The sequence below is a fragment of the Streptomyces sp. NPDC107471 genome (assembly GCF_055582845.1).
On the sequence record NZ_JBVJPC010000003.1, the window covers coordinates 193804 to 213724 of the forward strand.

Sequence of the window (19921 nt, forward strand, 5' to 3'; positions counted from 1 at the left end):
CCGAAGCCTCCCCGATGCGCTACTCGCCGTGCTCGTGCACGTCGTTCGTCGCCGCGATCCTCTTCCACGACCTCGGCTGCGCGGGAGCCTCCGTGGCCCGGGCGATCGACGCACCCCGCGCCGCGGGCGCCCCCGGCTTCGACGGCTGGAACAGCCACGTGTCGAACAGCGCGGCCAGCGGCTGCCCCGACACCTCCTCGGCGTACCGCTGGAAGTCGGCGACCGACGCGTTGCCGTACGCGTGCTTCTGCGGCCAGCCCTTCAGCACCGCGAAGAACGCCTCGTCGCCGATCTCGTTGCGCAGTGCCTGAAGGGCCAGCGCGCCCCGGTCGTAGACGGCGATGTCGAACTGGTTCTCCGGACCGGGGTCACCGGGCCTGACCGTCCAGAACGTGTCGTCGGCCGGATGCGAGGCGTACACGTAGTCGGCGAGCTCCTGCGCGGTCCCCTCGCCCTCGTGCTCGGACCACAGCCACTGCGCGTACCGTGCGAAGCCCTCGTTGATCCAGATGTCCTTCCAGCCGCGCACGGAGACCAGGTCGCCGTACCACTGGTGGGCCAACTCGTGCACGACCACGGAGGTGTTGGAGCCGTTCGCGAACTGGCGCGGGCTGTAGAAGGGCCGGGTCTGCGTCTCCAGCGCGTACCCAGTGGTCGTGTTCGGCACGTAGCCGCCGAGCGCGTCGAAGGGATACGGCCCGAAGTACCCGCTCAGCCAGTCGGCGATCTCCCCGGTCCGCTCGACACTCGCCCGGGCGGCACCGTCATTGGCGCCGAGGTCCCTGCTGTAGGCGTTGACGACCGGAATGCCGCCGTCGGTCGTGCCGGTGGTGATGTCGAAGCGGCCGACGGCGAGAGTCGCGAGGTACGTGGCCTGCGGCTTGTCGGAGCGCCAGTTCCAGCGGGTCCAGCCGAGGCGCGAACTCGTCGACTGGAGCGTGCCGTTGGAGATGGCCTGGCTGCCGTCCGGCACCAGGACCGACACGTCGTAGGTGGCCTTGTCGAGCGGGTGGTCGTTGCTGGGGAACCACCACCAGGCCGCCTCGGGCTCGTTCGCCCCGACCCCGCCGTCCGGTGTGCGGTGCCAGCTCGTGAAGCCGTACGCCTGCTTCGACGAGGGCACTCCGCGGTAGCGGACCACGACCGTGACCGCGGTGCCCTTGGGCAGCGGTGACTTCGGGGTGATCTCCAGCTCGTGCTCGCCCGAGGCGGTGAACGACGCCTTGGCGCCGTTGACCCGCACCTCGCTCACGTCGAGGAGGAAGTCCAGGTCGAAGCGGGACAGATCCTGGGTGGTGCGGGCCAGGAGGGTGGCGGTGCCCTCCAGTTCGTCGGTGGCGGGCTGGTACTTCAGCCGCAGGTCGTAGTGGGAGACGTCGTATCCGCCGTTGCCGTAGTCCGGGTAGTAGGGGTCGCCGATGCCCGGAGCGCCGGGGGAGAAGCCGGCCGCCGACGCCGGGATCGCCAGCATCAGGGAGGCCGCCGCGAGTGCGCCCGGTGCGATGAGTCTGCGGTGCACGAAAGCTCCAAGTCGTAGGGGCACGAGGTCTGTTCGCAGCCTATTCACCACCTGTGAGCTGGTTGTGTCCACGAACACCCCTGTCACACGATCGCCATTCGGCCGTCACGGACGCAAGGGGCCCTCTTTTGTGCGGGAGTTGACCGCAGTACCGTCCGCGCATGTCGATACGCACGCGCTTCACGACCTGGAGACCGCTCGCGACCGCCGCCGCGGCCACCGCCGCCCTGCTGGCGACCTTCCTCGCCCCCGCGACCGCGCAGGCCCTGGACGGGACGGGCCCGCGGGAGAGCCGGCCGATCTACTCGTACGACAACGCCGTCCGCGAGGCCGTCTGGGTGGACACCCGGCTCGACGGCGACGGTGACGGAAGGACCGACCGCGTCGCCGTCGACATCGTCCGGCCCCGCGAAGCCGCCCAGAAGGGCCGCAAGGTCCCGGTCATCATGGACGCCAGCCCGTACTACTCCTGCTGCGGGCGCGGCAACGAGAGCCAGTTGAAGACGTACGACGCCCAGGGCGACGTCGTCCAGATGCCGCTGTTCTACGACAACTACTTCGTGCCCCGCGGCTACGCCTTCGTCGGCGTCGACCTCGCCGGGACCAACCGCTCCGACGGCTGCGTGGACGTCGGCGGCCGCTCCGACATCCAGTCCGCCAAGGCCGTCGTCGACTGGCTGAACGGCCGGGGCACCGCCTACACGAGCCGCACGGGCACCGCGAAGGCCAAGGCCGGCTGGACCAACGGCAGAACCGGCATGATCGGCAAGAGCTGGGACGGCACCATCGCCAACGGCGTCGCCGCCACCGGCGTCGAGGGTCTGCGGACCATCGTCCCGATCAGCGCCATCTCCACCTGGTACGACTACTACTTCTCCCAGGGCGCCCCGCTCTACGACTCCGGCCCCGACTGGCTCTCCGACTACGTCGACAGCCCCGACGCCCGCGCCAGGTGCGCCGCCGTCCAGCAGAAGCTGGTCGACCAGGCGCCCCGCACCGGCGACCGGACCCCGCTGTGGACCGAGCGCGACTACGTGAAGGACGCCCGCAAGGTCAAGGCCAGCGTCTTCCTCGTGCACGGCATGCAGGACCTCAACGTCCGCCTCCAGCACGTCGGCCCGTGGTGGGACGCCCTCGCGAAGAACGGCGTCGAGCGCAAGATCTGGCTCTCCCAGACCGGCCACGTCGACCCCTTCGACTTCCGGCGCGCGGAATGGGTCGACACCCTGCACCGCTGGTTCGACCACGAACTCCTCGGCTACGACAACGGCATCGACCGCGAGCCCATGGCCGACATCGAGCGCCGGCCCGACCAGTGGGTCACCTCGAAGTCCTGGCCGCCGCGCGGCACTTCGGCCGCCACGTTGCGTCCCGCGAAGGGCACGCAGCCGGGCGTCGGCACCCTCGGCCTCGCCAGGGCCAAGGGCACCGAGACCTTCACCGACGACCCGGCCCTCAGCGAGACCGACTGGGCCGCGCGGATCGACACCTCGACGCCCGGCAAGGCGGGCTTCACCACCGGCACCCTCACCCGGGACCTGCGTCTGTCCGGCGCCTCGAAGGTGACCGTCACCGCGACGCCGACCACGTCGACCGCCCATCTCTCCGCCGTCCTCGTGGACCTCGGCCCCGACACCATCCGCGACTACGCGGCCTCCGGCGAAGGCATCACCACCCTCACCGACCGCACCTGCTGGGGCCTGAGCACCACCGGTGACAGCGCCTGCTTCAAGGAGACGCGGGCCAGGACGGCCGCCGTCGACCACACCGTGGTCAGCCGCGGCTGGGCCGACCTCGGCACCTACGCCGACGCCGGGAAGGGCGTCCCGCTCACCCCGGGCAGGGCCTACACCATCACCCTGGACCTGGGCGCCACGGACCACGTGGTCCCGGCGGGCCACCGCCTCGCCCTGATCGTCGCGGGCACCGACAAGGACCTCATCGACCCGCCGTCCACCCGGCCCACCCTCACGATCGATCTGTCCCGCACCTCGGCCCGCGTCCCGCTGGTCGGCGGCGCCTCCGCCTTCGCGCACGCGACGAAGGGCGCCGAGACGGCCGTACCGCGGGAGGCAGGAGCCCTCGACGGGGTCCGGGCGCCGCGCACCGCCCACCGCGTCCCGGAGGCAGGACGATGATCCGCGCGGTCACCGCGAGCGTGGCGGCGCTCGCCGCGTCCCTGGTCGCGGCCCCGGCCGAAGCCGCCGAGGCCCCGCCCCGCACCGGCTTCGAGCAGTCGGCGGGCGCCCGCTGGACGAGCGAGGCCGAGGAGCAGGACTTCCTAGCCGAGGTCGACCGGGCGAGCGGCCGGGTCTCCCTCGACCGCATCGGCACGACGAAACAGGGCCGCCCGCTCCAGCTCGTCCGGATCGGCGCCCGGCACGCCGCGAACAAGGTCCTCCTCGTGTGCAGCCAGCACGGCGACGAACCCGCCGGCCGCGAGGCCTGTCTCGGCACGGTCCGCGACCTGGCGTACGCGAGGGACTCCCGCACCCGGCGCTTCCTCGACCGCACCACCGTGCTGGTCGTGCCCACCGCCAACCCGGACGGCCGGGTCGCCGACACCCGCGGCAACGGCGACGGCGTCGACATCAACCGCGACCACCTCGCCCTGGCCACCGCCGAGGCACGCGCCATGGCGAGGGTCGTACGGGACCGGCAGCCGGACGTGATCTACGACCTGCACGAGTACTCCGCCACACCCCGGTACTACGACAAGGACCTCTTCGACCTCTGGCCCCGCAACCTCAACACCGACGAGGCCGTCCACGACGAGGCCGAGACCCTGTCCCGGGCGTACGTACGACCGGCGGCTGAGAACGCCGGGTACACCACCGGCACGTACGGCATCTGGACCGACCCGGTCACCGGCGACCCCGTCCGGCAGGTCGCCGGTGACGGCCAGGAACGCATCCTGCGCAACATGTCCGGGATCAAGCACGCGGTCGGCCTGCTGATCGAGTCCCGGGTCGAGCCGCTCGCCGGCACCGACGAGGCGGGCAACAACCGGCGCCGCGTGCACTCCCAACGAGCCGCGCTCAAAGGCCTGTTCGCTTTCACAGAGGAGCGCCGCGGCCAGATCGAGAAGGCCACCGGCGAGGCCCGCCACCGGCCCTCGACGGGCCCCGTCCTCCTCGGCGGCGCCGACAACGACCCGCCCGAACCGGCCGAGGTGATCCAAAACCCGCCCTGCGGCTACCGGCTCACCGACGCCCAGTACACGGAGGTGAAGGACGAACTCGCCCTGCACGGGGTGCGGACGAAGGGCACCTACGTCCCCTTGCGGCAGCCCCTGCGCGCCCTCGTCCCGCTGCTCCTCGACGCCCGCGCTCCGTACCACCTGACGGCCGGGGAACCCGACACCGGCTGCTGAATCGGTCGAGATCTGCGGTACCTGTGGTAGGTCCTGGGGAACTGTGTGAAAACCGGCGTATCCACCGCTCCAGGGGAAGGTGCCGCAGATGACTGAAGACCTGAAGAAGAGAGGCGGCCGGGAAGGTCCCTTGGGCATCCTCGGCCACGAGACCGACCGGGTGGTGTTCGGCGTCACCGCCGTCATCACCCTGGCCTTCGTGATCTGGGGCTGGACGGCGACGGACTCCCTGGAGGACGTCTCCACCACCATGCTCAACGGGCTGATCCACAACGGCGGCTGGGCCTTCATGCTGGCCGCCTCGTGTTTCGTGGTGTTCGCCCTGTGGCTCGCGATGAGCCGCTACGGCCGCATCCACCTCGGCTCCGAGGGCGAGGAGCCCGAGTTCAGGACGGTGTCCTGGGTCGCGATGATGTTCAGCGCCGGCATGGGCATCGGCCTGATGTTCTACGGCGTCAGCGAGCCCCTCTCGCACTACACGACCCCGCCCCCGGGCACGGACCCCGCCAACTCCGGCGAGCGCATGGAGACGGCGATGGCCACCACCCTCTTCCACTGGACGCTGCACCCCTGGGCGATCTACGCGGTGGTCGGGCTCGGCATCGCCTACAGCACCTTCCGCAAGCGCCGGCGCCAGACCATCAGCGCCGTGTTCACCCCGCTGATCGGGGAGAAGCACGCCAACGGCGCCGCCGGCCGGGTGATCGACATCCTCGCGATCATCGCCACCGTCTTCGGTTCCGCCGCCTCCCTCGGCCTCGGCGCCCTCCAGATCGGCTCCGGCTTCCAGGAACTGGACTGGATGGACGACGTCAGCACCGGTCTGCTCGTCACGATCATCGCCGTGCTGACCCTGGCCTTCGTGCTCTCGGCGGTCTCCGGAATCGAGCGGGGCATCCAGTGGCTGTCCAACACCAACATGGTGCTGGCCCTGATCCTCGCCGTGTTCGTCTTCGTCGCGGGCCCCACGATCATCGTCCTCGACCTGCTGCCCACCTCGGTCTTCTCCTACCTCGGCGACCTGCCCCAGCTCGCCGGCCGCACCGAGGCCAGCGGCGGCAAGGGCGTCGCCGACTGGCTGGGGAGCTGGACCGTCTTCTACTGGGCCTGGTGGATCTCCTGGACGCCCTTCGTCGGCATGTTCATCGCCCGCATCAGCCGCGGCCGCACCATCCGCCAGTTCGTCGGCGGTGTCATCCTCGTGCCCAGCACGGTCAGCCTCGTCTGGTTCGCGATCTTCGGCGGTACGGCCATGAAGCTGAAGGAGGGCGGCGCGCTCGGCGGCGAGGACACCCCCGAGGGCCAACTCTTCGGTGTGCTCCAGGAGTTCCCCATCGCCACCGTGACCAGCCTGCTCGTGATGATCCTGGTCGGCATCTTCTTCGTCTCCGGCGCGGACGCCGCGTCCATCGTGATGGGCACGCTCTCCCAGAGGGGCGCCCTCGAACCGGGCCGTTTCGTCGTCGTGTTCTGGGGCGTGGTCACCGGCGCGGTCGCCGCGATCATGCTGCTCGTCGGCAGCGGCCAGGGCGACGCCCTCACCGGTCTGCAGAACCTCACGATCCTGGCCGCCGCGCCCTTCGTCCTCGTGATGATCGGCATGTGCGTCGCCCTCATGCGCGACCTGCGCCGGGACCCCGTCATCGTGCGCGGCGAGATGGGCTCCGAGGCCGTCGAGCTCGCCGTGATCGAGGGTCACCGCAAGTACGACGGCGACTTCGGCATCCAGATCGGGCCGGGCCCCGGGACCGAGACGGAGGGTGACCCGCTGGGCCACGACCACGGCTGACGTCGACGCGCGGCGGGAGGAGGCGAGCGGGTCCGCCTCCTCCGCGCGCCCGGTCACACCCGCTCCGACCGGTCCCCCTTCGACCACGCGTACGCCGCGGCGCCGGGCCCCGCCACCAACTCCTCCCGCCCGTCCGGCGATTGCGCGGCCCCGCCGCGGCGGAATGCCGCATGTCGTGCTCAGACCGGCCCAAAGCCGGGAATACTCACACCATGTCTGCCGCATACGCGACCTTCGGCCTGGCACCGGCGATGCGTGCCGGTGGAGTTCTCGCCAACGGTGACTTCCAGGTCCACCGCGACTTCGTGGACTTCATCGTGGACGGCCGTCCGCTCCTCTTCCAGCTCTCCGACCTCGACGCCGTCTCCCCGCTCGCCTCGGACGTCCCGCCCGCGATCTTCACCGCCCAGGTCCGCAGCCTCCTGGGCGAGACGGACGCCCCGCTTCCGAGCGGTCGCCATGTCATCTACGGCTGCCCCGAGTGCGCGGACCTCGCCTGCGGTGCCGTCACCGCCGTCATCGAGCGGGACGGCGACGACTTCATCTGGCGGGACTTCGCCTGGCAGACCGCCGAGGCCGTGGACCTCCAGCTCAACGGCTACCACGGCATCGGTCCGTTCCGCTTCGAGGGCGCCGGGTACCGGGCGGCGCTCGCCTCGCTGCTCACGGACGGCGGCGAGGCCGAGAACGCCCGCCGCCGGGTCCTGCTCATCGGCGCCCGGGTCGCCGTCCTCGCCAAGCTCGCCGCCGCCCTGCGCACCATCGGCATCGGCGCCGACATCACCCGCGAGGTGGGCGACGTCCCCGCCGACGAACTGCGCGGCTACGGCGCCGTCGCCTTCGGCCGCGCGGTCACCGAGGACGAACGGGCCGCCGTACGCCGCTCCTTCTCCCGCGCCGGCGTCGAGGTGGCCTATGTCGACGGTCTCGCCCCGATCGTCCCGCTGCTCGTGGCCCAGATAGAACACGCCCTGGACCGCCGCCCCGTCGAGCAGCGCCGGCTGACCCGGCTGGTGGCCGCCGACGGCGAGGCGGGTGTCGAGGTCACCTCGCCCTGCCGGGTCCGGCTGACGGCGTACCGGCTCGACCGGCTGTACCGCACCCACGCCCAGGAGGTCTTCGACGGCGTCCTGGAGACGGGCCGGCACCGGATCGCCCTGGACGCCAAGGCCGTCAGGGGGGAGTCGTACGTGGTGGCGCGGACCTCGGGAAGTGTGCTGGTGGAGGCGATGGCCCGGTGAGGAACCGGGGAGCGTGCGGTCGCGGGCGGCCATTAGGATCGACGGTCTGATGACTGCCACCCTCGTCGCCAAGAACCTCGCCGCCGGCCACGGCGACCGTTCCCTGTTCAGCGGGCTCGATCTCGTGGTCGCGCCCGGAGATGTGATCGGCCTGGTCGGCGCCAACGGCGCGGGCAAGTCCACGCTGCTCAGGATGCTCGCGGGCCTGCTCGCACCGGAAGAGGGGGAGCTGCGGCTCTCCCCGCCGACCGCCACCGTCGGCCACCTGCCCCAGGAGCCGGAGCGCCGCCCGGGGGAGACCGTGCGCGCGTTCCTCGCCCGCCGCACCGGCGTGGCCGAGGCCCAGCGGGTGATGGACGAGGCGACCCAGGCCCTGGTCGACGGGGCCCCCGGCGCCGACGACGCGTACGCCACCAGCCTGGAGCGCTGGCTGGACCTCGGCGGCGCGGACCTCGACGAACGGGCCGAGGAGGTCGCCGACTCCCTGGGCCTCGCCGTCGACCTGGACCTGCCGATGACCTCCCTGTCGGGCGGCCAGGCGGCCCGGGCCGGCCTCGCCTCCCTGCTGCTCTCCCGCTATGACGTCTTCCTCCTCGACGAGCCCACCAACGACCTCGACCTGGACGGCCTGGAGCGCCTGGAGCGGTTCGTGAAGGGCCTGCGTGCCGGCACGGTGGTGGTCAGCCACGACCGCGAGTTCCTCACCCGCACGGTCACCAAGGTCCTCGAACTCGACCTGGCCCAGCAGCGGATCACCCTCTACGGCGGCGGCTACGAGGCCTACCTGGAGGAGCGCGAGGTCGCCCGCCGGCACGCCAGGGACGACTACGAGGAGTACGCCGACAAGCGCTCCGCCCTCCAGGACCGGGCGCAGATGCAGCGCTCCTGGATGGACAAGGGCGTGAAGAACGCGCGCCGCAAGGCTAGCAACGACAACGACAAGATCGGCCGCAAGTTCCGCAGCGAGGCCAGCGAGAAGCAGGCCGCGAAGGCCCGCCAGACCCAGCGCATGATCGAGCGCCTCGACGTCGTCGAGGAGCCGCGCAAGGAGTGGGAACTGCGCATGGAGATCGCCTCGGCCCCCCGCTCGGGCGCGGTCGTCGCGACACTGCTGGACGCCGAGGTACGCCACGGCGACTTCGTGCTCGGCCCGGTGTCCCTCCAGATCGACTGGGCGGACCGGGTGGCGGTCACCGGCGCGAACGGCGCCGGCAAGTCCACCCTGCTCGGTGCCCTGCTGGGCCGGGTGCCGCTGACCTCCGGCCGGTCCTCCCTGGGTTCCGGTGTCCTGATCGGCGAGGTCGACCAGGCCCGCGAGCTGTTCCACGGCGAGGAGGCCCTGCTGGACGCCTTCTGCGCGGCGGTCCCCGACACCGAGCCGGTGGAGGTCCGCACCCTGCTGGCCAAGTTCGGCCTGAAGTCGGACCACGTCATGCGCTCGGCGGCGACCCTGTCCCCGGGCGAGCGGACACGGGCGGCCCTGGCGCTGCTCCAGGGCAGGGGCGTCAACCTCCTGGTCCTGGACGAGCCGACCAACCACCTCGACCTGCCGGCCATCGAGCAGTTGGAATCAGCACTCGACGCCTACGAGGGCACTCTGCTCCTGGTCACCCACGACCGCAGGATGCTGGACGCGGTACGGGTGAACCGCCGCCTGGAGGTCTCTGCGGGCAAGGTGACGGAGACTCCGTAAGGGGCGCGGGGAACTGCGCGACCGGCCACAACCGGCCCGCAGTTCCCCACCACCGCTACCGCCCCTTTTTCTTGGAATCCAGCAGCCCGGCCTTGCGCAGAGCATCAGCCATCGCACTGTTGCCCGGAGCAGGCGCCTGCTGACGAGGTTGCTGCCGCTGCCGCTGCTGAGGCGGCCGCCCACCCCGCTGAGGCTGACGCCGTTCCCCACCGGAGGACTTGGCCTGTGCCTCGTCGTCCAGCCGCAGCGTCAACGAGATCCGCTTGCGCGGGATGTCGACCTCCAGCACCTTCACCTTGACGATGTCCCCGGGTTTCACGACGTCCCGCGGGTCCTTGACGAAGGTCTTCGACAGCGCGGAGACATGCGCCAGCCCGTCCTGGTGGACGCCGACGTCGATGAACGCCCCGAAGGCCGCCACGTTGGTCACGACCCCCTCCAGCACCATCCCCGCGACCAGGTCGGAGATCTTCTCGACGCCCTCCTTGAAGGTGGCCGTCTTGAAGGCGGGCCGCGGGTCGCGCCCCGGCTTCTCCAGCTCCTTGAGGATGTCGGTCACGGTCGGCAGTCCGAAGGTCTCGTCGACGAAGTCCTGCGGCCGCAGCGACCGCAGCACGCCGGTGTTGCCGATCAGGGAGGCGACCTCCTGCCCCGCGGTCTTCACCATCCGCCGCACCACCGGATAGGCCTCGGGGTGCACGCTGGAGGAGTCCAGCGGGTCGTCGCCGCCCCGGATCCGCAGGAAGCCCGCGCACTGCTCGTACGCCTTGGGGCCCAGCCGCGCCACCTTCTTCAGCGCGGTGCGGGACGTGAACGGGCCGTTCGCGTCGCGGTGCGACACGATGTTCTCGGCGAGCCCGGACGTGATCCCGGAGACCCGGGCGAGCAGGGGAGCGGACGCGGTGTTGACGTCGACCCCCACGCCGTTCACACAGTCCTCGACCACCGCGTCCAGTGAGCGCGACAGCTTCACCTCGGACAGGTCGTGCTGGTACTGGCCGACGCCGATCGACTTCGGGTCGATCTTCACCAGCTCGGCCAGCGGGTCCTGGAGCCGGCGCGCGATGGAGACCGCGCCGCGCAGCGACACGTCCATGTCGGGCAGCTCCTGCGAGGCGAACGCGGACGCCGAGTACACCGACGCGCCGGCCTCGGAGACCATCACCTTGGTGAGCTTCAACTCCGGGTGCTTGGTGATCAGTTCACCGGCGAGCTTGTCGGTCTCGCGGGACGCCGTGCCGTTGCCGATCGCGATCAGCTCGACCGCGTGCTGCTTGGCGAGCCCGGCCAGCTTGGCGATCGCCTGGTCCCACTTGTTGGCCGGGACGTGGGGGTGGATGACGTCGGTGGCGACGACCTTGCCGGTCGCGTCGACCACGGCGACCTTCACTCCGGTACGGAAGCCGGGGTCCAGGCCGAGCGTCGCGCGCGTGCCCGCGGGGGCGGCGAGGAGCAGGTCGCGGAGGTTGGCCGCGAACACGTTGACCGCCTCGTCCTCGGCGGCCGTCCGCAGCCGCAGCCTGAGGTCGATGCCGAGGTGCACGAGGATGCGGGTCCGCCACGCCCAGCGGACGGTGTCCGTCAGCCACTTGTCGCCGGGGCGGCCGCGGTCGGCGATCCCGAACCGGGAGGCCACGACTGCCTCGTACGAGGACGGACCGGGCTGCTCGGAGGGCTCCTCCGGCTCCAGGACGAGGTCGAGGACCTCCTCCTTCTCGCCGCGCAGCATCGCCAGCACGCGGTGCGAGGGCAGGTCCGTGAAGGGCTCGGAGAAGTCGAAGTAGTCGGCGAACTTGGCGCCCGCCTCCTCCTTGCCCTCCCGCACCTTCGCGGCCAGCCGCCCACGCACCCACATGCGCTCGCGGAGCTCGCCGATCAGGTCGGCGTCCTCCGCGAAGCGCTCGGTCAGGACGGCCCGGGCGCCGTCCAGCGCGGCCTGCGCGTCGGGCACGCCCTTGTCGGCGTCCACGAACGCGGCGGCCGCGGCGAGCGGGGCGACACCCGGGTCCCCGAGCAGGCCCTCGGCGAGCGGCTCAAGACCGGCCTCGCGGGCGATCTGCGCCTTGGTGCGGCGCTTCGGCTTGAACGGCAGGTAGATGTCCTCGAGGCGCGCCTTGGTCTCCGCGCCCAGGATCCGCGCCTGGAGCTCCTCGGTGAGCTTGCCCTGCTCGCGCACCGAGTCGAGGATCGCGGTGCGCCGCTCCTCCAGCTCCCGCAGGTACCGCAACCGCTCCTCGAGCGTGCGCAACTGCGCGTCGTCGAGCATCTCGGTCGCTTCCTTGCGGTAGCGGGCGATGAAGGGAACCGTGGAACCGCCGTCGAGCAGTTCCACGGCAGCCTTGACCTGCCGCTCCCGTACGCCGAGTTCCTCGGCGATCCTGCCTTCGATCGACCCTGCGCTGCTGGACCCGCTGGACCCGGGTGTCGTCACGATCCCGTACCGCCTTCTCACTGAGGTTGCGCGGCAATTGTGGCAGGCGGCACCGACAGTCGGGGATCAGGGCGCGGTCATCGGGCCGTGGCGTCAGGCCCTGCGGCTGCGCGTGGAGCCGGACGCGCCGCCGAAGAGCCGGGCCACTGCCCGGAAGGGCAGGGTGACCACGGTGGCGATGGCGCCACCGATCTGGCGCAGGACGTCTGCGATCGCGCGGAACATGTGCATCCCCTTTCCTCTCCCGGCCACGACGACCGGGACAGAACGGGTACCTCCGGGACGGCCGGGCAATCTTCGGGGCCCGAAACTCAGCCCTTGCCGATCAGGTCCGCGGGATACGCCCCCGCGGCCACCGCGGTCCGCGCGAACCCCACCGCGAGCTCCGTCAGCCGCCCGACGCCCTCGGCCCCGAGATGCTCGTACGGTGCCCGGTCCAGCCGGTCCGTCTCCGCCTCGATCTCCTCCCGCAGGGCGACGCCCCGCTCGGTCAGTTCGCCGTCGGCGTCCAGCAGTCCGCGCCCGCGGAGCCGTCCGCGGGCCGCGTCCCAGTCCTCCCGGGTCCAGCCGCGCGTGGTGAACACCCAGGACGGCGTCATGCCCCGGCCCGTCGCGGTGTGCGTCACCAGCGCCTCGGGGCCGTCCAGCTCGGCGGAGACCAGGGCGGCGAGATGGCCGTCGCCGCGGTGCTCGCGCAGCAGCGTCGCGGCGTGCCAGAACGCCAGATGCGGCTCCTCGGGAACGGGCAGGTCGGCGTGGGCCGAGTACAGCGGGCGCGCGGCGCGCGAACAGGCCTCCGCGGCCCGCAGCGCGAGCCGCGCGGCCTCGGCCATCTCCTCCGACGCCACGGTCTCGTCCCCGAGCAGGCGGCGCAGGGCCGCGTCCACGGCACGCGCGCGTGCCGCCAGGACCTGCTCGGGCGCGGCGGTCCGCCACACGGCCGGCACGTGCTCGGCCACCAGCTCGTACCGGTAGTTGTAGAACGCGGCCGTCACGGCCCCCGGGCCGACCGGACCCAGTGCGGCGGCCCGCACCGCGAAGTTGACGGCCCGCGGGTGCGTGACGCCGATCGCGGCCAGCTCCCTGCCCAGCTCGGGGGAGAAGTAGTGGGCGGAGTGCAGCGTGTTGAGCGGGTTGTGACAGCGGCGGCCGGCGCGCGGTTCCAGGACGGCAGTAGTCATGCCGAGCAGGTTACCGACCGCTTGGTATCCCGTCGTGGGGTGGGCCGCGCATGGCAGGAAAGGTGGGGAACTCGTCATTGCCGCCATCGTGCCACCGGCGAAGAATCGAGGACATGGCCCAGCGAACCGTTCTCATCGTCCTCTTCGACGGCGTCCAGAGCCTCGACGTCACCGGCCCGCTGGAGGTCTTCAACGGCGCCGAGCACATCGTCCCGGGCACCTACCGCCTGCGTACCGCCTCGCTGGACGGCGCTCCCGTGCGCACCTCCAGCGGCCTGACCGTCGTACCGGACGAAGCCCTCGCGCGGACCGAAGCCCCGCACACGCTCCTCGTGCCCGGCGGTCAGGGCACCCGGCGCCCCGACGCGCTCCTCACCGACTGGCTGCGCGTGCACGGGCCCCGGGCCGAACGCCTGGTCTCGGTGTGCACCGGCGCCATCCGGCTCGCCGAGGCGGGACTCCTGGACGGCCGCCGGGTCACCACGCACTGGGCGTACTGCGACAAGCTCGCCCGCGACCACCCGGCCGTCGAGGTGGACCCCGACCCGATCTACGTCCGCGACGGACAGGTGTCGACGTCCGCCGGCGTCACCTCGGGCATCGACCTCGCGCTCGCCCTGGTCGAGGAGGACCTGGGCCGCGACGCCGCCCTCGCCATCGCCCGCCATCTCGTCGTCTTCCTGCGCCGGCCCGGCAACCAGGCCCAGTTCAGCGCCCAGCTCGCCGCCCAGACCGCCCGGCGCGAGCCGCTGCGCGAGGTCCAGCAGTGGATCACCGAGCACCCCGCCGACGACCTGAGCGTCGAGACCCTCGCCGCGCGCGCCCGCCTCTCGCCCCGCCACTTCGCCCGTGCCTTCCAGACCGAGACCGGCATGACCCCGGGCCGCTATGTCGACCGGGTCCGACTCGAACACGCCCGCCGCCTCCTGGAGGACACCTGCGACGGGATCGAGGAGATCTCCCGCGCCAGCGGCTACGGCACCCCCGAGGGCATGCGCCGCGCCTTCGTCAAGGCCCTCGGCACGGCGCCCTCCGAGTACCGCCGCCGCTTCCACCCGACCCCGGCCCACTGAAAGGACCCGCTGTGCAGATCGCCGTCGTCCTCTACGACCGCTTCACCGCCCTGGACGCCGTAGGACCGTACGAGACCCTCGGCCGCCTCCCCGACGCGGAGACCGTCTTCGTCGCCGAGCGGACCGGTCCCGTGCGCACCGACACCGGCACCCTCGCCCTCACCGCCGACAGGACGCTCGCCGAGGTGCCGAGCCCCGACATCGTGATCGTGCCGGGCGGCCCCGGGCAGACCCCGCAGATGGAGAACCCGCTGCTGCTCGACTGGCTGCGCGCCGCCGACGCCACCAGCACCTGGACGACGTCCGTGTGCACGGGCTCCCTGCTGCTGGCCGCCGCCGGTCTGCTCCGGGGCCGCCGCGCGACCTCGCACTGGCTGGCGCTGGACTTCCTGAAGGAGTTCGGCGCCGAACCGACGGGCGAGCGGGTCGTGTTCGACGGCAAGTACGTCACCGGGGCCGGGGTCTCCGCCGGCATCGACCTGGGGCTCACGCTCCTCGGCAGGATCGCGGGCGACGAGCACGCCCAGGCCGTACAGCTCCTGACCGAGTACGACCCGCAGCCGCCCTACGACGCCGGCTCGCCGCAGAAGGCGCCCGCGCACCTCGTCGAGGAGTTCCGCTCCAAGAGCCGCTTCATCCTGACGTAGTCCAGGTGAAGCGCGGTGACCTGCGCTCCAGGAAGGCGGCGACCCCCTCCGCGGTGTCGCCGCTGCCGCGCGCCTGCCCGCTCCAGTGGGCGTCCCGGTCGGTACGGCCGTCCGCGAACTCCTTCGCCGCCGCCTGGGTGAGCTGCGAACGGGACGCCAGGATCCGGGTGAACTCCCCGACCCGCTTGCTGAGTTCGCCCTCCGGCAGCACCTCGTCGACCAGACCGGTGCGCAGTGCCCGCTCCGCGTCGATCAACTCGCCCGAGAACAACAGGTATTTGGCCGTGGCGGGGCCGACCAGCGCCACCAACCGCCGGGTGGAGGAGGCCGGGTACACGATCCCGAGCTTCGCCGGTGTCACCCCGAACAGCGCGCCCTCCTCGGCGAACCGCAGGTCGCAGGCCGCCGCGAGCTGTGCCCCGCCGCCCACGCAGTGCCCCCGGACCGCCGCCAGCGTCGGCTTCGGGAACGCGGCGAGGGCCTCCTCGGCCAGCACGGCGAGCCCCTGCGCCTCCTCGGGCGACCGGCGCAGCGTGGAGATGTCGGCGCCCGCGCAGAACGTGCCGCCCGCACCGGTCAGCACCAGCGCCCGGACCTCCGGATCGGCGGCCAGCGTCTCCAGCAGCGGCGGCAACTCCCGCCACATCGCGGCCGTCATGGCATTGCGCTTGGCCGGATGGTGGACTACGACGGTAGCGACCGAGTCGGTGACGGTGTGCAGTAGCTGCGGCTCCGGAGGCTCCATGCGTCGGATGCTAGCCCCCCGCCTCGACCGTACGATCAAGAAGGGGTCCGCGGCGCGAGGAGGCCCCGCATGACGGTGAACAGGGCGGAGAACCCGGAGACGGCCAGGCTGAGCCGCGGGTTCGGCTGGTTGGCGGCGCTCGGCGTGGTCCTGGTGATCGCCGGACTCGTCGGGCTGGTCTACACCGGGGTGGCCACGCTCACCTCGATGATCCTGTTCGGCTGGCTCCTGCTGATCGGCGGTGTGGTCGGGCTGCTGCACGCGGTCCAGGCCCGGGACTCCAACTTCTTCTGGCTCGGTGTCGTGGTCGCCGCCCTGAACATCGCGGCCGGTGTCGTCGTCATCGTGCGACCGGAGGCGGCGGCAGCGGCACTGACCATGTTCGCCGCGCTGCTCTTCCTGACCGGCGGGGTGTTCCGGCTGGTCGGCAGCGTGGTGGTGCGGGGGCCGCAGTTCGGCTGGACGCTCGTGCAGGGAGCGTTCGGTCTGCTGCTGGGCATCCTGGTGCTGGCGTCCTGGCCGAGCAGCAGCAAGTACGTGATCGGCTGCTTCTTCTCGCTCGGCCTGCTCTTCGACGGGCTCGGGCTCGTCGCCACCGGCTTCGGTGGACGCAAGATCGTCGGGATGGTCACCGAACAGCACGAAGCGGCCGCCAAGCCGACACCATCCGAATAGTTCCGCGCGGATCCGGTCAGGGGCATTCGATATGCGCTGACTTCTGTTCAGGCATCGGGCGGGGAGCGAGGCGCTGCCAACACTCGACCTGTGGTGACAATCGAGCGCAAGGGTGGCGACCGAGGAATGGACGACCAGGGGCGCGGGTCGGACCCTCGCCCGCCGGACAGCGGGGAGGACCCCCTCCGACCGCCTCCCCTCGGCCCGGACACACCGGACCCGATGCCGTACGAGGGCGTGTGGCGGTTCACCGCCCCGGCCGTCGACGCCTCGGTCCCGCAGGCCCGACACGCCGTGCGGGACCTGCTGTACCGCCAGGGCGTGCCCGTCTCGGACGACCTCGTCCAGGGCCTCCTGCTGATCGTGTCCGAGCTCGTCACGAACGCCGTCCGGCACGCCGCCCTGCTCTCGCCGATGCTCGCCGTGGAGGTGGCCGTGGGCGCGGAGTGGGTGCGGGTGTCCGTGGAGGACAACCACCCCTACCGGCCCACCGCCCTGGAGGCCGCGCACAGCGAGACCGGCGGCCGGGGGCTGCTGCTGGTGCGGGAGATCACCCGGGAGGCGGGCGGCGTCTGCGACGTCGAGCACACCTCCAGCGGCGGCAAGGTGATCTGGGCCGCCCTGCCGCTCACGTCCGTGCGCGTGTCCTGAGCGCCCGCGCGCCCCTCACCAGCCGGCGGACGGACCTGTCAGCTCCCTGACCGCGGGACGGGCCGCGTCCAGCACCGTCATGAACCACGCCGAGAACGGGTCCTTCGCATGCCGCTCCGCCAGCTCGGCCGGGGTCACGAAGGCGGTCGTGGCGACCTCCTCCGGGTCCGGTCCGAGCGGGGCCTGCACCATGCCGACGAACAGGTGGTTGTACTCCTGCTCGACCAGGCCGGAGTCCGGGTCCGGGTGGTTGTAGCGGACCGTGCCCGCCTCGGCGAGCAGCGACGGGGAGACCCCCAGCTCCTCGTACGTGCGCCGGGCCGCCGCCGCGAAGGGGGCCTCGCCCGGGTAGGGGTGGCCGCAGCAGGTGTTGGACCACACGCCGGGGGAGTGGTACTTGCCCAGCGCGCGCTGCTGGAGGAGCAGCCGGCCCCGCTCGTCGAAGAGGAACACCGAGAAGGCGCGGTGGAGCTGTCCCGGCGGCTGGTGGGCGGCGAGCTTCTCCGCGGTGCCGATCGTCACACCGTGCTCGTCGACCAGTTCCAGCAGGATCGCGTTCGCGGCGCCGTTCGACGGAGTGTGCGTCGTGGTGGCAGGTGTGGTCGGCATACCCATCCTTCACATCGGTCTTCGCGCCCCAAGTGTGCCGCACGGATCCGGCACTCCCGGCAGTTGATCGTGCCCGGCGCGGCGGGCGGGGAACCGCTCCGGGCGGGGCTGTGGGGTGGAGGACGCGAAGGTGCGCCGGATCGCTGCATTCCGTCAGAACGCACGTCTCATGCACCGTACACGTGTGTCAGTGGCACAGGTGCGCCTCGTGCTCCGCGTGCCCGACGGGCTCCAGTTGGAAGGTGCAGTGCTCGACGTCGAAGTGATCGCCGAGGCAGTTCTGGAGCTCGTGCAGCATCTTCTCGTGGCCGATGGCGCTGAGCACGTCGGAGCGCACCACCACGTGCGCGGAGAGCACCGGCATGCCCGAAGTGATCGTCCAGGCGTGCAGGTCGTGGACGTCCTCCACGCCGTCCAGGGCCAGGATGTGGGTCCGCACCTCCGTCATGTCGACGTCCTTGGGCGCCGCCTCCAGCAGGACGTCGAGGGTCTCGCGCAGCAGCTTGAGGGTGCGCGGCACGATCATCAGGCCGATGAGGAGCGAGGCGATCGGGTCGGCGGCCTGCCAGCCGGTGGTCAGGATCACCACCGCCGAGATCAGCACCGCGAGCGAGCCCAGCGCGTCCGCGGCGACCTCCAGGAAGGCCCCGCGCACGTTCAGGCTCTCCTTCTGACCGCGCATCAGCAGGGTCAGCGAGATCATGTTCGCCACCAGACCGATCGCACCGAACACGATGGTCAGCCCGCCCTCGGTGGCAGCCGGCGTGACGAACCGCTGGATCGCCTCGTACAGGACGTAGCCGCCGACCCCGAGCAGCAGCAGACAGTTCGCGAGGGCGGCGAGGATCTCCGCGCGGGCGTACCCGAAGGTGCGGTTGCCGGTGGCCGGGCGGCCGGCGAAGTGGATGGCGAGGAGGGCCATGCCGAGTCCCAGCGCGTCCGTCGCCATGTGCGCCGCGTCGGCGACCAGGGCGAGGGAGTCCGCGACAACCCCGCCGACGAGCTCGACCACCATGACGGTGAGCGTGATCGACAGGGCCACCCGCAGCCTGCCGACGTACGCGGCGGTCGCGGTGCCGCCGGGCGGCGCGTGCGTGTGCCCGTGATCGTGCCCTGCCCCCATGGAAGCCGCCTCCAAGCGTTGACCCGGAACACCCGTCCGGGATCACAGTCAACTACGGGTGGGGGGTATCCGGCAACGCGGCAGTGAACACCGTTGTCATGTGCCCTGACCTGCGGAAACGAAACGCAGGTCAGGGCGGTGCCGGGCTGGTTCAGCCGTGGTGCAGCAGCCAGCCGCGCCAGGCGGACTCGATCATTTCGCGCACGCCCAGCCGGGCGTTCCAGCCGAGCGTCTCGGCGGCCCGGGCTGCCGAGGCCACCGACACCGGGGCGTCGCCCGGGCGCCGGGGCTCCACGATCGCGGGGCGTCGGTCTCCGGTCACCTCACCGATCACCGTGACCATCTCGCGCACGGAGACGCCCTCACCGCGACCGATGTTGACCGTCAGGTCGCCGCGCTGTCCGTCCTCGGACAGCCACCGGGCCGCCGCGAGGTGCGCCTCGGCCAGATCGGACACATGGATGTAGTCCCGGACGCAGGTGCCGTCCGGCGTCGGGTAGTCGTCGCCGAAGATCCGCGGGGCCTCGTCGCGGGTGAGGCGGTCGAAGACCATGGGCACGATGTTGAAGACACCGGTGTCCGCGAGCTCCGGCGCCGCCGCCCCGGCCACGTTGAAGTAACGCAGGCAGACGGTGGAGATCCCGTGGGCCTGCCCGGCCGCCCGCACCAGCCACTCCCCGGCGAGCTTGGTCTCGCCGTAGGGGTTCACGGGAGCGCACGGCGTCTCCTCCGTGACGAGTCCCACAGCGGGGTTGCCGTAGACGGCCGCCGAGGAGGAGAAGAGGAAGCGCTCGACCCCGGCCTCCGCGACCGCCTCCAGGAGGGTCGCGAGACCGCCGACGTTCTCCTGGTAGTAGCGGGTCGGCCGGGCCACCGACTCGGCGACCTGCTTGCGCGCCGCGAGATGCACCACACCCGTCACCGCGTGCTCGGCCAGCACCCGCTTCAGCAGGCCGCCGTCCAGCGAGGAGCCGCGGACCAGCGGCACCTCGGCGGGCAGCCGCGCGGGCACCCCCGCCGAGAGGTCGTCCAGGACGAGCACCCGTTCCCCGGCCCCCGTCATGGCCCGCGCCACATGCGCCCCTATGTACCCGGCACCGCCGGTGATCAGCCACGTCATGGTCGTCCACCCTATGCCGACGCCCCCCGACCCTCACGATGTCCCGGATGT

General features: G+C 71.8%; 17 protein-coding genes. 9 read left to right on the forward strand and 8 right to left on the reverse strand.

The window, feature by feature from the left end; all coding sequences use genetic code 11:
• Positions 1-19: 19 nt before the first annotated feature.
• Positions 20-1519: a M1 family metallopeptidase gene (locus ACZ66S_RS10375; RefSeq protein WP_469901079.1), complete on the reverse strand. Its 1500-nt coding sequence runs from the start codon at positions 1517-1519 to the stop codon at positions 20-22.
• A gap of 161 nt (positions 1520-1680) precedes the next feature.
• On the opposite strand from ACZ66S_RS10375, the gene ACZ66S_RS10380 reads away from it, so the two are divergent.
• The 5 genes from ACZ66S_RS10380 (at position 1681) to ACZ66S_RS10400 (ending at position 9615) form a co-directional block, all read left to right on the forward strand.
• On the forward strand, positions 1681-3657 hold the full coding sequence (locus ACZ66S_RS10380; protein WP_469901080.1) for a Xaa-Pro dipeptidyl-peptidase: 1977 nt from the start codon (positions 1681-1683) through the stop codon (positions 3655-3657).
• The gene (locus ACZ66S_RS10385) at positions 3654-4892 is read left to right on the forward strand and encodes a M14 family metallopeptidase (RefSeq protein WP_469901081.1); all 1239 of its coding nucleotides are present in this window, start codon (positions 3654-3656) and stop codon (positions 4890-4892) included. Before ACZ66S_RS10380 ends, ACZ66S_RS10385 begins: the two co-directional genes overlap by 4 nt.
• Before the next feature lie 88 nt (positions 4893-4980).
• Positions 4981-6681, forward strand: a complete 1701-nt coding sequence (locus tag ACZ66S_RS10390; protein WP_469901082.1) for a BCCT family transporter — start codon at positions 4981-4983, stop codon at positions 6679-6681.
• Between the two features lie 212 nt (positions 6682-6893).
• Positions 6894-7922 (forward strand): oxidoreductase, encoded by a 1029-nt coding sequence (locus ACZ66S_RS10395; protein WP_469901083.1) that lies wholly within the window; start codon positions 6894-6896, stop codon positions 7920-7922.
• A gap of 49 nt (positions 7923-7971) precedes the next feature.
• Positions 7972-9615 carry an ABC-F family ATP-binding cassette domain-containing protein gene (locus ACZ66S_RS10400; protein ID WP_469901084.1) on the forward strand — a complete coding sequence of 548 codons (1644 nt, stop codon included), beginning with the start codon at positions 7972-7974 and terminating at the stop codon, positions 9613-9615.
• A 55-nt stretch (positions 9616-9670) separates the two neighbouring features.
• Here the strand turns inward: ACZ66S_RS10400 and ACZ66S_RS10405 are convergent, their stop codons facing one another.
• From ACZ66S_RS10405 to ACZ66S_RS10415, 3 genes are all read right to left on the reverse strand, one after another.
• Positions 9671-12046 (reverse strand): Tex family protein, encoded by a 2376-nt coding sequence (locus ACZ66S_RS10405; RefSeq protein ID WP_469901085.1) that lies wholly within the window; start codon positions 12044-12046, stop codon positions 9671-9673.
• Positions 12047-12139: 93 nt separating this feature from the next.
• The gene (locus ACZ66S_RS10410) at positions 12140-12271 is read right to left on the reverse strand and encodes an LPFR motif small protein (protein WP_272920826.1); all 132 of its coding nucleotides are present in this window, start codon (positions 12269-12271) and stop codon (positions 12140-12142) included.
• An 86-nt stretch (positions 12272-12357) separates the two neighbouring features.
• On the reverse strand, positions 12358-13227 hold the full coding sequence (locus ACZ66S_RS10415; protein ID WP_469901086.1) for an SCO6745 family protein: 870 nt from the start codon (positions 13225-13227) through the stop codon (positions 12358-12360).
• A gap of 113 nt (positions 13228-13340) precedes the next feature.
• On the opposite strand from ACZ66S_RS10415, the gene ACZ66S_RS10420 reads away from it, so the two are divergent.
• Positions 13341-14300: a GlxA family transcriptional regulator gene (locus tag ACZ66S_RS10420; RefSeq protein ID WP_469901087.1), complete on the forward strand. Its 960-nt coding sequence runs from the start codon at positions 13341-13343 to the stop codon at positions 14298-14300.
• Positions 14301-14311: 11 nt separating this feature from the next.
• Positions 14312-14947, forward strand: coding sequence for a DJ-1/PfpI family protein (locus ACZ66S_RS10425; protein ID WP_469901088.1), 636 nt, complete (start codon positions 14312-14314; stop codon positions 14945-14947).
• Here the strand turns inward: ACZ66S_RS10425 and ACZ66S_RS10430 are convergent.
• Positions 14934-15692 carry an enoyl-CoA hydratase/isomerase family protein gene (locus ACZ66S_RS10430; protein WP_469901089.1) on the reverse strand — a complete coding sequence of 253 codons (759 nt, stop codon included), beginning with the start codon at positions 15690-15692 and terminating at the stop codon, positions 14934-14936. The genes ACZ66S_RS10425 and ACZ66S_RS10430 overlap by 14 nt on opposite strands.
• A 69-nt stretch (positions 15693-15761) precedes the next feature.
• Here ACZ66S_RS10430 and ACZ66S_RS10435 point away from each other — a divergent pair, with 69 nt between their 5' ends.
• Complete coding sequence (locus tag ACZ66S_RS10435) at positions 15762-16367, forward strand: HdeD family acid-resistance protein (protein WP_469901090.1); 606 nt, start codon at positions 15762-15764, stop codon at positions 16365-16367.
• Between the two features lie 126 nt (positions 16368-16493).
• Positions 16494-17018, forward strand: coding sequence for an ATP-binding protein (locus tag ACZ66S_RS10440; protein WP_469901716.1), 525 nt, complete (start codon positions 16494-16496; stop codon positions 17016-17018).
• A 15-nt stretch (positions 17019-17033) separates the two neighbouring features.
• Here the strand turns inward: ACZ66S_RS10440 and idi are convergent, their stop codons facing one another.
• The 3 genes from idi to galE form a co-directional block, all read right to left on the reverse strand.
• On the reverse strand, positions 17034-17627 hold the full coding sequence (gene idi, locus ACZ66S_RS10445) for an isopentenyl-diphosphate Delta-isomerase (RefSeq protein ID WP_053849008.1): 594 nt from the start codon (positions 17625-17627) through the stop codon (positions 17034-17036).
• Positions 17628-17814: 187 nt separating this feature from the next.
• Positions 17815-18750, reverse strand: a complete 936-nt coding sequence (locus ACZ66S_RS10450) for a cation diffusion facilitator family transporter (protein ID WP_469901091.1) — start codon at positions 18748-18750, stop codon at positions 17815-17817.
• A 151-nt stretch (positions 18751-18901) separates the two neighbouring features.
• Positions 18902-19870: a UDP-glucose 4-epimerase GalE gene (gene galE / locus ACZ66S_RS10455; protein ID WP_469901092.1), complete on the reverse strand. Its 969-nt coding sequence runs from the start codon at positions 19868-19870 to the stop codon at positions 18902-18904.
• Between the last annotated feature and the right edge of the window lie 51 nt (positions 19871-19921).